The 14,413-nt window shown below is 72.9% G+C and carries 8 protein-coding genes; 3 read left to right on the top strand and 5 right to left on the bottom strand.

Going from position 1 to position 14,413, the window contains the following annotated elements; translation table 11 throughout:
* The first annotated feature begins 97 nt into the window (after positions 1-97).
* Complete coding sequence (locus OG764_RS22335) at positions 98-5,044, top strand: NAD-glutamate dehydrogenase (RefSeq protein WP_328970191.1); 4,947 nt, start codon at positions 98-100, stop codon at positions 5,042-5,044.
* Between the two features lie 111 nt (positions 5,045-5,155).
* On the opposite strand, the gene OG764_RS22340 is transcribed toward OG764_RS22335, so the two are convergent.
* Both OG764_RS22340 and OG764_RS22345 read right to left on the bottom strand, forming a co-directional pair.
* Entirely contained in the window at positions 5,156-5,932 is a 777-nt protein-coding gene (locus tag OG764_RS22340) for an ABC transporter ATP-binding protein (RefSeq protein WP_328970192.1), read from the bottom strand.
* Positions 5,925-6,911 (bottom strand): ABC transporter permease, encoded by a 987-nt coding sequence (locus OG764_RS22345; protein ID WP_443056013.1) that lies wholly within the window; start codon positions 6,909-6,911, stop codon positions 5,925-5,927. The genes OG764_RS22340 and OG764_RS22345 overlap by 8 nt, the downstream gene beginning before the upstream one ends.
* Positions 6,912-7,082: 171 nt before the next feature.
* Here OG764_RS22345 and OG764_RS22350 point away from each other — a divergent pair, with 171 nt between their 5' ends.
* Positions 7,083-7,706, top strand: coding sequence for a TetR/AcrR family transcriptional regulator (locus OG764_RS22350; RefSeq protein ID WP_328970193.1), 624 nt, complete (start codon positions 7,083-7,085; stop codon positions 7,704-7,706).
* A 491-nt stretch (positions 7,707-8,197) separates the two neighbouring features.
* Complete coding sequence (locus tag OG764_RS22355; protein ID WP_328970194.1) at positions 8,198-9,778, top strand: hypothetical protein; 1,581 nt, start codon at positions 8,198-8,200, stop codon at positions 9,776-9,778.
* Here the strand turns inward: OG764_RS22355 and OG764_RS22360 are convergent.
* From OG764_RS22360 to OG764_RS22370, 3 genes are all read right to left on the bottom strand, one after another.
* The gene (locus tag OG764_RS22360) at positions 9,765-12,038 is read right to left on the bottom strand and encodes a bifunctional glycosyltransferase/CDP-glycerol:glycerophosphate glycerophosphotransferase (RefSeq protein ID WP_328970195.1); all 2,274 of its coding nucleotides are present in this window, start codon (positions 12,036-12,038) and stop codon (positions 9,765-9,767) included. The genes OG764_RS22355 and OG764_RS22360 overlap by 14 nt on opposite strands.
* Before the next feature lie 114 nt (positions 12,039-12,152).
* On the bottom strand, positions 12,153-13,079 hold the full coding sequence (locus tag OG764_RS22365) for a carbohydrate ABC transporter permease (protein WP_328970196.1): 927 nt from the start codon (positions 13,077-13,079) through the stop codon (positions 12,153-12,155).
* On the bottom strand, positions 13,076-14,395 hold the full coding sequence (locus tag OG764_RS22370) for a carbohydrate ABC transporter permease (protein WP_328970197.1): 1,320 nt from the start codon (positions 14,393-14,395) through the stop codon (positions 13,076-13,078). The genes OG764_RS22365 and OG764_RS22370 overlap by 4 nt, the downstream gene beginning before the upstream one ends.
* Positions 14,396-14,413 lie beyond the last annotated feature (18 nt).

Below are 14,413 nucleotides of genomic sequence, written 5' to 3' on the forward strand. Positions count from 1 at the left end.
TCGGGCCCGATGGCGGGCATCCCGCGTCGCGGCGCCATGTCATCCCCCCTTCCTTCACCTACGTCACGCAACGGCGCGCGACAGGAGCCATGAGGACATGCAGACCAAGCTGGACGAAGCAAAGGCCGAGCTGCTCGCACGTGCTGCCCGGGTAGCCGAGAACAGCCCGGCCGGGGGGCTACTTCCGGCTGGGTCCGGGAAGACCGGTGGTCCCGATCAGGGCACGCTCCTCTCCTACCTCCAGCGCTACTACCTGCACACCGCGCCCGAGGACCTCACCGACCGCGATCCGGTGGACGTCTTCGGGGCGGCGCTGTCGCACTACCGGCTCGCCGAGAACCGCCCGCAGGGCACCGCGAACGTGCGCGTCCACACCCCCACGGTCGAGGAGAACGGCTGGACCTCCAGCCACTCGGTCGTCGAGGTGGTCACCGACGACATGCCGTTCCTCGTGGACTCGGTCACCAACGAGCTGTCCCGCCAGGGCCGCGGCATCCACGTCGTCATCCACCCGCAGGTCGTCGTCCGCCGCGACGTCACCGGCAAGCTCATCGAGATCCTCGGCCCCGACTGCGACGCGCACGGCCCCGACACCGCGCGCCCCCACGACTCCCTCGTCGAGTCGTGGATCCACGTCGAGATCGACCGCGAGACCGACAAGGCCGACCTCAAGCAGATCACCGTCGACCTCCTGCGCGTCCTGTCCGACGTCCGCGAGGCCGTCGAGGACTGGGAGAAGATGCGCGACGCCGCGCTGCGCATCGCCGAGGGCCTCGCCGACGAGCCCACCGCGCCCGACCTGCGCGAGTTCGAGCTCGAAGAGGCCCGCGAGCTGCTGCGCTGGCTCGCCGACGACCACTTCACCTTCCTCGGCTTCCGCGAGTACAACCTCGTCGACGGCGACGCCCTCACGGCCGTCCCGGGCACCGGGCTCGGCATCCTGCGCTCCGACCCGCACCACAGCGGCAAGGAGGACGGCCACCCCGTCTCGCCGTCCTTCAACCGGCTGCCCGCCGACGCCCGCGCCAAGGCCCGCGAGCACAAGCTCCTCGTGCTGACCAAGGCCAACAGCCGGTCCACCGTGCACCGCCCCAGCTACCTCGACTACGTCGGCGTCAAGAAGTTCGACGCCGAGGGCAACGTCGTCGGCGAGCGCCGCTTCCTCGGCCTGTTCTCCTCCGCCGCGTACACCGAGTCCGTGCGCCGGGTCCCGGTCATCCGCCGCAAGGTCGTCGAGGTCCTCGAGGGCGCCGGCTTCGCGCCGAGCAGCCACGACGGCCGCGACCTGCTCCAGATCCTGGAGACCTACCCGCGCGACGAGCTGTTCCAGACCCCGGTCGACCAGCTCCGCTCGATCGTCACCAGCGTCCTGTACCTCCAGGAGCGCCGCCGGCTGCGCCTGTACCTGCGCCAGGACGAGTACGGCCGCTACTACTCGGCCCTCGTCTACCTGCCGCGCGACCGCTACACCACCGGCGTCCGGTTGCGGATCATCGACATCCTGAAGGAGGAGCTCGGCGGCACCAGCGTCGACTTCACCGCCTGGAACACCGAGTCGATCCTCTCCCGCCTGCACTTCGTCGTCCGCGTCGCCCAGGGCACCGAACTCCCCGACCTGACCGACGCCGACGTCGAGCGCATCGAGAACCGCCTCGTCGACGCCGCCCGCTCGTGGGCCGACGGCTTCCAGGAGGCGCTCGTCGCCGAACTCGGCGAGGAGCGCGCCGCCGAACTGCTGCGCCAGTACGGCGGCGCCTTCTCCGAGGGCTACAAGTCCGACCACTCGCCGCGCGCCGCCGTCGCCGACCTGGTCCACCTGGAGCGCCTCAAGGCCAGCGACCGCGACTTCGCGCTCTCGCTCTACGAGCCGGTCAACGCCGGCCCCGGCGAGCGCCGCTTCAAGATCTACCGGCAGGGCGAGCAGGTCTCCCTCTCCGCCGTGCTCCCCGTGCTGCACCGCCTGGGCGTCGAGGTCACCGACGAGCGCCCGTACGAGCTGCGCTGCGCCGACCGCGCGCACGCCTGGATCTACGACTTCGGCCTGCGGATGCCCGCCGGCACCGGCAACGGCGACCTCGGCGACGACGCCCGCGAGCGCTTCCAGGACGCCTTCGCGGCCGTCTGGAAGGGCGAGGCGGAGAACGACAACTTCAACAGCCTGGTCCTCGGCGCCGGGCTGACCTGGCGCCAGGCCGTCGTGCTGCGCGCGTACGCCAAGTACCTGCGCCAGGCCGGCGCCACCTTCAGCCAGGACTACATGGAGGACACCCTCCGCAACAACGTCCACACCACCCGGCTGCTGGTCTCGCTCTTCGAGGCGCGGATGTCCCCGGAGCGGCAGCACGCCGGCTCCGAGCTGATCGACGCCATGCTGGAGGAGCTGGACGGGGCCCTGGACCAGGTCGCCTCGCTCGACGAGGACCGCATCCTGCGCTCCTTCCTCACCGTCATCAAGGCGACGCTGCGCACCAACTTCTTCCAGAAGGACACGGCCGGCGAGGCCCACTCCTACGTGTCGATGAAGTTCGACCCGCAGGCCATCCCGGACCTGCCGGCGCCCCGCCCGGCCTTCGAGATCTGGGTCTACTCGCCGCGCGTCGAGGGCGTCCACCTGCGCTTCGGCAAGGTCGCCCGAGGCGGCCTGCGCTGGTCCGACCGCCGCGAGGACTTCCGTACCGAGATCCTCGGCCTGGTCAAGGCGCAGATGGTGAAGAACACCGTCATCGTGCCGGTCGGCGCCAAGGGCGGCTTCGTCGCGAAGAACCTCCCGGACCCGTCGGTCGACCGCGACGCCTGGCTCGCCGAGGGCATCGCCTCGTACAAGATCTTCATCTCGGCGCTGCTCGACATCACCGACAACATGGTCGCCGGCGAGGTCGTGCCGCCGAAGGACGTGGTCCGCCACGACGAGGACGACACCTACCTCGTCGTCGCCGCCGACAAGGGCACCGCGACCTTCTCCGACATCGCCAACGGCGTCGCCGAGTCGTACGGCTTCTGGCTGGGCGACGCGTTCGCCTCCGGCGGCTCGGCCGGCTACGACCACAAGGGCATGGGCATCACCGCCCGCGGCGCCTGGGAGTCCGTCAAGCGGCACTTCCGCGAGCTGGGCCACGACACCCAGACCCAGGACTTCACCGTCGTCGGCGTCGGCGACATGTCCGGCGACGTCTTCGGCAACGGCATGCTGCTCTCCGAGCACATCCGCCTGGTCGCCGCCTTCGACCACCGGCACATCTTCATCGACCCGAACCCGGACGCGGCCGTCTCGTACGCCGAGCGCCGCCGCCTGTTCGAGCTGCCGCGCTCCTCGTGGGCCGACTACAACACCGAGCTGCTCTCCGCGGGCGGCGGCATCCACCCGCGCACCGCGAAGGCCATCCCGGTCAACGCGCAGATCCGCGAGGCCCTCGGCATCGAGCCCGGCATCGCCAAGATGACGCCGGCCGAGCTGATGCAGGCCATCCTCAAGGCCTCCGTGGACCTGGTCTGGAACGGCGGCATCGGCACCTACGTCAAGGCCTCGACCGAGTCGCACGCCGACGTCGGCGACAAGGCCAACGACGCCATCCGCGTCGACGGCGCCGACCTGCGCGCCAAGGTCGTCGGCGAGGGCGGCAACCTGGGCCTGACCCAGCTGGGCCGGATCGAGTTCGCGCACCACGGCGGCAAGGTCAACACCGACGCCATCGACAACAGCGCGGGCGTGGACACCTCCGACCACGAGGTGAACATCAAGATCCTGCTCAACGCGGTCGTCGCCGACGGCGACCTGACCCTCAAGCAGCGCAACAAGCTGCTCGCCGACATGACCGACACCGTCGGCCGCCTGGTCCTGCGCAACAACTACGCGCAGAACGTCGCCCTGGCCAACGGCGCCGCCCAGTCCGCCAGCCTGCTCCACGCCCAGCAGCGCTTCATGCGCCGCCTGGGCCGCGACGGCCTGCTGGACCGCAGCCTGGAGTTCCTGCCCAACGACCGGCAGATCCGCGAGCTGCTGAACAACGGCAAGGGACTGACCCAGCCCGAGCTGGCGGTCCTCTTCGCCTACACGAAGATCACCACCGCGGACGAGCTGATCGCGACCGGGCTGCCCGACGACCCGTACCTGCGCCGCCTGCTGCACGCCTACTTCCCGCAGGCGCTCCAGGACAAGTTCGCCGAGCAGATCGACACGCACGCCCTGCGCCGCGAGATCATCACCACGCTCCTCGTCAACGACACCGTCAACACCGGTGGCTCGACGCTGCTGCACCGCCTCCGCGAGGAGACCGGCGCCTCGCTCGAAGAGATCGTGCGCGCGCAGCTCGCAGCCCGCGAGATCTTCGGCCTGGCCGAGGTGTGGGACGCCGTCGAGTCCCTGGACAACGAGGTCGCGGCCGACGTCCAGACCCGGATCCGGCTGCACTCGCGGCGCCTGGTCGAGCGCGGCACCCGCTGGCTGCTCAACAACCGCCCGCAGCCGCTCCAGATCACCGAGACCATCGGTTTCTTCAGCGAGCGGGTGGCGCTGGTCTGGGCCGAGCTGCCCAAGCTGGTGCGCGGCGCGGACCTGGAGTGGTACCAGGAGGTCCTCGACGAGCTCACCGGCGAAGGCGTCCCGGACGAGCTGGCGGCCAAGGTGGCCGGCTTCTCCTCGGCGTTCCCGACCCTGGACATCGTCGCCATCGCCGACCGCACCGGCAAGGACGCGCTCGACGTCGCCGAGGTCTACTACGACCTCGCGGACCGGCTGAACATCACCCAGCTGATGGACCGGATCATCGAGCTGCCGCGCAGCGACCGGTGGCAGTCCATGGCCCGCGCCTCGATCCGCGAGGACCTCTTCGCGGCGCACGCCGGACTCACCTCCGACGTGCTGGCGGTGGGCAACGGCACCTCCACTCCCGAGCAGCGCTTCAAGGCGTGGGAGGAGAAGAACGCGGCGATCATCGGGCGGGCCCGTACGACCCTGGAGGAGATCCAGGGCTCGGACGACTTCGACCTGGCGAACCTGTCGGTCGCGATGCGGACGATGCGCACCCTGCTGCGGACGCACAGCTAGCCACTGCCGGCCCCGGCCGGCACCCGAAGGGGCCCGCACTGTTCGAGGTGCGGGCCCCTTCTTGGCTGCCCTGTCCAGCCTCGGGCTGCCCCTTCCCCTGGGCAGGGCCGGCTACGTGCGGCCGAAGGCCTCGTACGCGTCGCAGACCTCCTTGGTCGGCCCGTCCATCCGCAGCACCCCCGACTCCAGCCAGATCGCCCGGTCGCAGGTCTCCCGGATGGTGCCGATGCCGTGGCTGACGAGGAAGACCGTGCCGGCCTCCTTGCGCAGCTCCTCGATCCGCTTCTGGCTGCGGCGCTGGAAGCGGGCGTCGCCGGTGGCCAGCGCCTCGTCGATCATCAGGACCTCGTGGTTCTTCGCCGCGGCGATCGAGAACCGCAGCCGGGCCGCCATCCCGGAGGAGTACGTCCGCATCGGCAGGCCGATGAAGTCGCCCTTCTCGTTGATCCCGGAGAAGTCGACGATGTCCTGGTAGCGCTCCCGGACCTGCTGCCGGGACATGCCCATGGCGAGGCCGCCGAGGAGTACGTTCCGCTCGCCGGTCAGGTCGTTCATCAGCGCCGCGTTGACGCCGAGCAGCGAGGGCTGGCCGTCGGTGTAGACCCGGCCCGCCGCGGTCGGCAGCAGCCCGGCCACGGCCTTCAGCAGGGTGGACTTGCCGGACCCGTTGGAGCCGATCAGGCCGATGGCCTCGCCGCGGTACGCGGTGAAGCTGACGCCCCGTACGGCGTGCACCTCGCGGACGCCCGGGGCGGCGCGGCGGGAGAAGATCCGGCTCAGCGCCGAGGTGGCGCTGCCCCGGCCGCCCCGCGCGCCCTGGACCTTGTAGACGATGTGGACGTCGTCCGCGATGACGGTCGGGATCCGGCCCGGTGCGGGATCAGCCACGGCCGTACACCTCCTCGGCCTTCCAGAAGTAGACGTACCCGCCGACGCAGGCGAGCAGGGCCCAGGCGGCGGCGAGCGGCCAGGCGTGGTGGGGGAGCTGCCCGCGGTGGAAGCTGTCGAGCAGTGCGAAGCGCATCAGGTCGATGAACAGGGCGGCCGGATTCCACTGGAAGGCCGTCGTCACCACCTGCGGGAGGTGCTGGCTCTGCAGGGTGTAGCCGATGTTCCACATCACCCCGGAGAAGTACATCCAGGTCCGCAGGACGAACGGCATCAGCTGGGTGATGTCCGGGATCCGGCTGCCGACGCGTGCCATGGCCATGGCGCAGCCGGCGCAGAAGACGGCGAGCAGGAAGAGCGCCGGGAGGGCGAGCAGCCAGGAGGCCCGGGGGCGTTGCCCGAAGGCCAGCAGGATCAGCAGCAGCGCGGCCATGGTGACCATCAGCTGCTGGAAGAGCTGGACCACCGTGGAGATCGGCAGCGAGGCGCGCGGGAACTGCAGGGCCCGCACCAGGCCGAGGTTTCCGGAGACGGCGCGGGTGCCGGAGTTCAGGGCGCTGCTGAAGAAGTCCCAGGTGAACACGCCGATGACCAGGTACGGGATGAACTGGGGCGTGTGCCGGCTCTGGTTGAGCACGACGCCGAAGATGAAGTAGTAGACGGCGGCGTTGAGCAGCGGGGTCATCAGGTGCCAGACCTGGCCGAGCCGGGCGGTGCTGTAGGTGGCGGTCATCCGGGCGGAGGCGAAGGCGGTGATGAACTGCCGCCGCCCCCACAGCTGCCGGGTGTACTCGGCCAGGGACGGGCGGGCGCCGCTGACCCGCAGGCCGTGGGCCGCGGCGAGCCGGGCCGCTTCCGCGGAGACGGGCCGGGCCGCGAGTTCGGCGGCGGTGGGCACGCGGGCGGCGGGGGCGGTGGCCGCGGGACCGGTGGCGGCGGGGCCGGGGCGGGGTGGGGCGGGTGCGGTCGGCACGCTCACGGGCGGTCGCTTTCGACGGGGGCGCGGAGGGCGGGCGGGGTGCGCGGGGCGCGCGGCGGTGACGCTTTTGCGACGGGACGGGTCCGTATCGTCGTGACGTCGAGGTTATGACGCATCGACGTCGGAACGCAACCGTATCGTCGTGACGTGTGCCCCCGGTATGCTCTGTCCATGACGACATCCCCCGCCTCCTCGCCCGGACCGCGCCGCGCGCCCGCCGGGGCCGCCGTGCTGCGGGAGGACGTCACGGAGGCGATCCGTGCGGCCGTCTTCGAGGAACTCGCCGCCGTCGGCTTCTCCCGGATGTCGATCGAGGCGGTCGCCCGCCGGGCCGGCGTCGGCAAGACCGCCGTCTACCGGCGCTGGCGCTCCAAGCTCCACCTGGTCCTCGACCTGGTCTCCGCCTTCGCCGTCCAGGGCCTGCCCGCCCCCGCCACCGGATCCCTGTACGGGGACCTGCGGGCGCTGCTGGAGGTCATGGCGCACCTGCTGCGCCATCCGGTGGCCTCCCAGGTCATCCCCGACCTGCTGGTCGAGGCGGCCCGCAATCCGGAGATCGCCGAGGCGGTACGGGACGTGCTGCTGCGCAGCGAGACGGAGATCGCGGGCGAGATCGTGAAGGCGGCCGTCGGGCGCGGTGAGCTGCCGGTGGGGGTGGACCCCGAGCGGGCGCTCGATCTGGCGATCGGGCCGTTGTACTGGCGGCTCGTCGTCGTCCGCGGGGCGCTGCCGCCGGGGTATCTCGACGACCTGGCCCACGCGGTGGCCGCCGCCCTCGCGGGCCCCCGCGCCTGAGCCCTCGCCCGCTGGGTGCTGCCCCGCCCCGGCGGCTGCGCCGCGCAAGCTCAACTCCCAGCCTCGCGGGCTGACTGTGGTGCGCCTTTCAGCCCCCGGCTGCCCGAGGGGCAACCTCCAGCCTCGCCGGTGCCCGGCGCCAGCCGGGTTGTCCGTTGGGGCTCCGCCCCAAACCCCGCGCCTCAAACGCCGGCGAGGCTGGGATTGCCCGGAGCCGCGCCTCGAACGCCGCCGAGGCTGGGATTGCCCGGAGCCGCGCCTCGAACGCCGGCGAGGCTGGGATTGCCCAAACTCCGAGCCTCAAACGCCGGCGGGGCCGGGATTGCCCAAACCCCGCGCCTCGAACACCGGCGGGGCCGGGAGTTGCGCCCCACGTGCCGGCGAGACTGGATTTCGCGCCCGCAGTGCCCCAGGCGCCGCCCAGGCTGGATATGGGTGTTTTGTGATCGGGCGTTCACTCCGTGTACGAGCGGTGGTGGGAACGTGTCGGGATGAGATTGGGCAAGTCGGGCGCCATGGCGGGGCCCTTCGTGGTGGCGCTGGGCGCCGGCTGGTGGGGCGCGCGTCGCGGGAGCCTGTGGCGCGACGAGGAAGTGACGTGGGAGGTCGCCCAGCGCAGCCTCGGCGAGATCGCCCGCCTCGCCGACTCCGTGGACGCCGTGCACACCGCCTACTACGCCCTCATGCACCTGCTGTTCCTCGCCGACCCGGACCCCGGCGAACTCACCCTGCGGCTGCCCTGCGTCCTCGCCACCGCCGTGACCGCCGCACTCATCGGCGCCATCGGCACGAGCCCGCTCCCCGCGGACTCCCGCCGGACCCGGCCGCCCGCCCCGCGCACCGGTCTCTGGGCCGGACTGGTCTACGCCCTCACCCCGTTCGTCACCCGCTACGCGCAAGAGGGCCGCTCGTACGCGCTGGTGGCCTGCCTCGTCGCGCTGGCCACGCTGCTGCTCGCCCGGGGGCGCTGGGCCGGATACGCCTTCGCGCTCGGTGCGGCCTGCGTGCTCCACCTGTTCGCCGTGCTCGTCGTCCCCGCCCACCTGACGGCCCTGTTGCTGCGCGGCGCCGGCCGGGCCGTGCTGCTGCGCTGGGCCGCCGGCGCCGCCGCGGCCGTCACCGCCACCGTGCCCCTCGCCCTGCTTTGCCGGGGCCAGAGCGCCCAGATCGGCTGGCTGACGCGGCCCGACGCCCGGGACGCGGGCGCCCTCGTCCAGGCCTTCGCCGGGCCCGCCCCGGCCGTGCTCGCGGTGACCCTGCTGCTCGCGGCCGTCGCCCTCACCCGGCCCCGGGACCCGCTGACCGCCCTCGCCGCGCCCCTCGCCCTGCTGCCGCCGGCGTTGCTCCTCGCGGTCTCCCAGCTGCACCCGCTCTACTTCGACCGGTACGTGCTCTACTCCCTCGCCGGGCTGCCGCTGCTCGCCGCCGCCGGGCTGGACCGGCTGCTGCCCGCCGAACTCCCCTTCGCGGCCCTCGTCGGCACCGCCCTGGCCGCCCTCGGCCTGTTCGCCCAGCTGGGGGTGCACGAGCGGCTGCGCACCCCCGCCTCCCGCGCCGACGACCTCGCCGCCGTCGCGCGTTCCGCCCGGCACCTGATCGGCCGCGGCGACGCCGTGCTCTACCTGCCCGATCACAGCCGCCGGGTCGCGCTCGCCTACCCGCGCCGGTTCGCGGCGGCCGTCGACGCCGGGCTGGACCGTACCGGGGCCGCCTCCGGCACCCTCTACGGGACCGAGACCGGGCGTGCCGAACTCGCGCGCCGGCTCGCCGGGCAGCGCAGGGTCTGGGCCGTGCGCACCGGGCCCGCGACCCGCCGCGGCTACACCCCGGTGACCGCGGCGGAACGCGCCAAGACCGCCCTGCTGCGCGAGGAGTACGCGGACACCGCCCGCTACCGGGTCGGCGCCGCCGTCCTCCAGCTCTACGTACGCAAGCCGGACCGCCGCCCCGATCGTCGGCCCCGCCCCCAGCCCGACCGCACACCGGGCCGCGAGGCCGGGCGCACACCGGACCCCGACCCCGACCGCCGGCCCGTCCCCAAGTCCGCCCGGGCGCCCGTCAGTCGAGGGTGAGGCGGTCGAAGCCCCGGAGGCCGCGGCGCTGTTGGGTCGGGGCGGCGGCGGGCCGGGCGGTCGCGGGGGCCGCCGGGGCCGGCCGGCGGTCCGCCAGCGGCACGAACTCCGGCAGTCCCGCGGTCTCGCCGAGGAACACCCGCCGCACCACCCGCTCTGCCGCCCGCCCGTCGTCGTACTGGCAGAACCGGGTCCGGAACGCGGCCCGCAGCTGCGCCGACCGTGACCCCTGCCAGTGGCCCGTGACGAAGATGTCGACCAGCTCGTCCGCGGTCCGGGCGATCGCCCCGGGCGGCTGCGCGCGCAGGTCGAAGTAGGTGCCGCGGGCCGCCTCGTACGCCTCCCAGTCGTCCGCGTGGATCACGATCGGCCGGTCCAGCGAGGCGTAGTCGAACATCAGCGACGAGTAGTCCGTGACCAGCGCGTCGGAGGCCAGGCACAGCTCCTCCACCGACGGGTGGCCCGAGACGTCGATGAGCCGCGGGTGCGCGTCCGGGCTGAGCGGGCCGCCGCCGTACGTCAGGTGGGCCCGCGTCAGGATCGTGAACCGCGGCCCCAGGTCCCGCAGCACCCGCTCGAAGTCCAGGTGCTCGGGGCGGCTGCGCCGGTAGTCGCGGTGGGTGGGCGCGTACAGGATGGCGGTGGTGCCGGGCGGGATGCCCAGGCGCTCGCGCAGCTCCAGCACCTCGCTCGCGCCGGCCCGCTGGAAGACGTCGTTGCGCGGGTAGCCGTACTCCAGCGTCGTGTACGAGGACGGCAGGGCCTTCTCCCACACGAGCGTGGAGTGCCGGTTCGCGGAGAGCAGGTAGTCCCACTGGTCGGCGCCGCGCAGCAGGGCCGCGAAGTCGGCGGTCGGGGTGGCCGCCGGCCGGTCCAGCAGGTCGAGGCCGACCCGCTTGAGCGGGGTCCCGTGCTGGGTCTGGAGCATGATCTGCCCGGGCCGCTTGACCAGCCCGCGGTCGAAGTTGACGTTGGTGACCAGGTACGTGGCCCGGGCCAGCGCGCTCCAGTACGCCCACGAGCCCGGCCGCAGCCGCAGCGTCTGAGGGGGCAGCGTGCCGTCGTGCGCCGGACCGCAGATCCACGCCGTCCGCACCCGCGGCACCAGCTCGCGCACCTTCTCCTCGACGGCCGCCGGGTTGCAGGCGTACCCGCCGTGCCAGTACGCGCTGAACACGGCGAGTTCGGGGCGCAGCGGCAGCAGCCGCTGGAGCCGGTAGTGGAGCAGCAGCAGGCCCTTGCGCAGGCCGCGCAGGCCGGCCCGGATCCGTCGGCCGGCGCCCAGCGCCACCGCCCGCACCCCGGCCAGCGCCCGGTACAGGCGGTACGGGCCGAGCCGCATCAGGCCGTGCCGGAGCCGGGCCACCGGCGCCGGGGCCGCCCCGCGCACCCGGTGGCGGCGCAGCTGGGCGCGGGCCCTGCGGAAGTACTCGGCGCGGCTGCCGCGGGGCAGCCGGCCCCGGGACGAGAGCAGGCGGGTGTGGTGGTCGGCCATCCGCCGGTAGAGCACCGGCCGCCACCGGTCGAGGCCGGGCCGGCCGGCGAGGAAGGCGAACAGCCGGTCGTACTGGTCGAAGACGTCGAAGTGGCGGCGCGAGGTGGTGGTCATGATGGAGCCGGTGCGGCGCTGCCGGTAGTGCACGCACACCCGGTCCAGGACCGCGAGGGAGTCGGCGGTCAGCAGCACCGGCGCGGTCCACGGGGTGTCCTCGTAGTAGCCGGGCGGGAAGGCGAAGGCCTCGCGCTCCAGGAACTCCCGGCGGTACGCCTTGTTCCACACCACCATCAGCACGCCCAGCAGCGCGGGCCGGTCCTCGATCCGGAAGGTCGCCGGGCCGTCCTCGTGGAGGCGGTGCGCCAGCTGGTTGCGGATGATCTCGCCGGTCCAGTAGGTGCGCGCGTAGTCGTACACGAGGACGTCGGGCCCGCCGGTGGCCTTGAGGCGGTCGTCGATGGCCATCAGGGCGCCGGGCGCGAGCACGTCGTCGCTGTCGAGGAAGAGGACGTAGTCGCCGGTGGCCCGGGCCAGCCCGGCGTTGCGGGCCGGGCCCAGGCCGACGTTGTGCGGCAGGTGCACGGCCGTCACGCGCGGGTCGCGGGCCGCGTACTCGTCGATGATCGAACCGCAGGCGTCCGGTGAGCAGTCGTCGACGGCGATCAGTTCGAGATCCGGATACGACTGGTTCAGAACGGAATCCAGACCGTCCTGGAGGTACGCCTGGACCTTGTACGCGGGCACGATGACGCTGAACCGGGGCACGTGACATCCAGGGGTCGGGGCGCGGGCATATTGCCCAGCAACCCCTGCCGCGGTGATCGGGTTACGCAGGATGCGGCATCCGGGTTAACGATCAGACCGACGTCTGCGAGCAGGTCATTTCACGGCTCCGGCCATCACCCCCGTGACGAACTGCCGCTGGAAGGAGAAGAAGACGATCAGCGGCACGGCCATCGACAGGAACGCGCCGGGGGCGAGCACGTCGATGTTGTTGCCGAACTGCCGGACCTGCTGCTGGAGCGCGACCGTCACCGGCGGGTTCGCCGAGTCCGCGAAGACGAGCGCGACGAGCATGTCGTTCCACACCCACAGGAACTGGAAGATGCCGAGCGAGGCCAGCGCGGGGCCGCCCAGCGGCAGCACCACCCGGGCGAACAGGCGCAGTTCGCCCGCGCCGTCGAGCCGGGCGGCCTCCAGCAGCTCGCGCGGGATCCCCGCGAAGAAGTTCCGCAGCAGGAACACCGCGAACGGCAGCCCGAACGCGGTGTGGAACAGCACCACCCCGGCCGTCGTCTCGAACAGGCCGAGCGTGCCGAAGAGTTCGGACACCGGGATCAGCGCCACCTGCACCGGCACCACCAACAGGGCGACCACCACCAGGAACAGCGCGTCCCGGCCCGGGAACTCCAGCCAGGCGAAGGCGTATCCGGCGAACGCGCCCAGCACCAGCACGAGCAGGGTGGCCGGCACCGTGATCAGGACGGTGGAGAGCAGCGATCCGGTGATGGTGTCGTTCGACAGCAGCGCCGCGTAGTGCTCCGTGGTCAGCCGGGAGGGCGCGGACAGCACCTGCCACCAGCCGCCGGACGCCAGGTCCGCCGAGGACAGGAACGAGGACAGCAGCAGGCCCACCGTCGGCAGCAGCCAGAACAGCGCGGCCGCCACCAGGAACACCCGCAGGGCGCCGCCCGCGGCCCGGGCCGCCAGCCGCCCGGTGCGCGACTCCGTGCGGGGAGCCGTGCCGGGCCCCGTACGCGACCCCCTGCGCGACTCCGTTCGGGAAGCCGTGGGCGAACCGCTCATCGGGAGGCCTCCTTCCGCATCCGCCGGATGTTGATCAGCATCACCGGCACCACCAGCACCAGCAGCACGACCGCGATCGCCGAGCCCACGCCCTGGTCGGCGTCCGTGCCGAACGAGGTCCGGTACAGCTGGAGCGCCAGCACGTTCGCGTCGTCCTGCACCGAACCGGGCGCGATCACGAAGACCAGGTCGAAGATCTTCATGACGTTGATGACCAGCGTGACCAGCACCACCGCGAGCACCGGCGCCAGCAGCGGCACCGTGATCCGGCGGAACACCTGCCACTCGTTCGCCCCGTCCACCCGCGCCGCCTCCAGCAGCTCCCGGGGCACGGCCGCCAGCCCCGCCCCGATCAGCACCATCGCGAACCCCGCCCACATCCACACATACGCGCCGATCACCGCCGGGGTGACCAGCGTCGGGCCCAGCCAGGCCACGCCCGCGTACGGCTCCGCGAAGTTGGAGGCGGGCAGCCGCAGCAGCGCGCCGTCCGCCTTCGCCGACAGGGTGAAGGTGCCGTCCGGGCGGGCCCGCGCGGTGTCCACCACCCGGCCGTCGCGCACGGCCTCCACCCGCATGCCCGCGTACCCCGGTTCGCGCGCGTCCAGGGCGCCCGGCCGGCCCCCGCCGCCGCGGGCGAAGTCCTGCCAGGCCGTGCCCGTCACCCGGCCGGGGTCCGCGGCCGCCGGGCGGGCCGGCCGGGTGCCCTCCGGCAGCACGTCCGGGGCCACCCCGACCAGCGGCAGCAGCGCCGGCACCCCGGCCCGTACCGGATCCGCCGTGATGTAGCCGCCGCCCGGCTCCGCGCGCAGCGGCGAGTCGCGGCCCGGCCGGGCCTTGGGGAAGGCCGAGGCCGGGGCGAACGTGTCGTGGACGCCCACCAGGACGGCGTTGGCGACGCCCCGGTCCGGGTCCTGCTCGTAGACCAGGCGGAAGACGATCCCGGCGGCCAGCATCGAGATCGCCATCGGCATGAACACCACCAGCTTGAACGCGGTGCCCCAGCGCACCCGTTCCGTCAGCACCGCGAAGACCAGGCCCAGCGCGGTCGCGACCGACGGAGCCAGCACCGCCCACAGCGCGGTGTTGCGCAGCGCGGTGCGGATGGCCTCGTCGTGCCACAGCTCCGCGTAGTTGGCCAGCCCCGCGAAGGAGTCGCCGGAACGGTCGTAGAGGCTCCGGTACACCGAATAGCCGATGGGGTGCACGACCAGCGCGCCCAGCAGCACCAGCGAGGGCAGCAGGAAGGCCGCCGCGACGGCCCTCCGGCGCCGACGCTCCCGGCCGGCGGGGGTCGCCGGCGTCACCGTGGGCATCGGCAGCGCCCTCGGCAC

It is taken from the genome of Streptomyces sp. NBC_00239 (genome assembly GCF_036194065.1).
Classification (GTDB): Bacteria; Actinomycetota; Actinomycetes; order Streptomycetales; family Streptomycetaceae; genus Streptomyces.

Bases quoted from the DNA above. Each gene is read 5' to 3' on its own strand.
- OG764_RS22335 (WP_328970191.1), top strand. From the start codon at position 98: ATGCAGACCAAGCTGGACGAAGCAAAGGCCGAGCTGCTCGCACGTGCT.
- OG764_RS22350 (WP_328970193.1), top strand. From the start codon at position 7,083: ATGACGACATCCCCCGCCTCCTCGCCCGGACCGCGCCGCGCGCCCGCC.
- OG764_RS22355 (WP_328970194.1), top strand. From the start codon at position 8,198: ATGAGATTGGGCAAGTCGGGCGCCATGGCGGGGCCCTTCGTGGTGGCG.
- OG764_RS22365 (WP_328970196.1), bottom strand. From the start codon at position 13,079: ATGAGCGGTTCGCCCACGGCTTCCCGAACGGAGTCGCGCAGGGGGTCG.
- OG764_RS22370 (WP_328970197.1), bottom strand. From the start codon at position 14,395: ATGCCCACGGTGACGCCGGCGACCCCCGCCGGCCGGGAGCGTCGGCGC.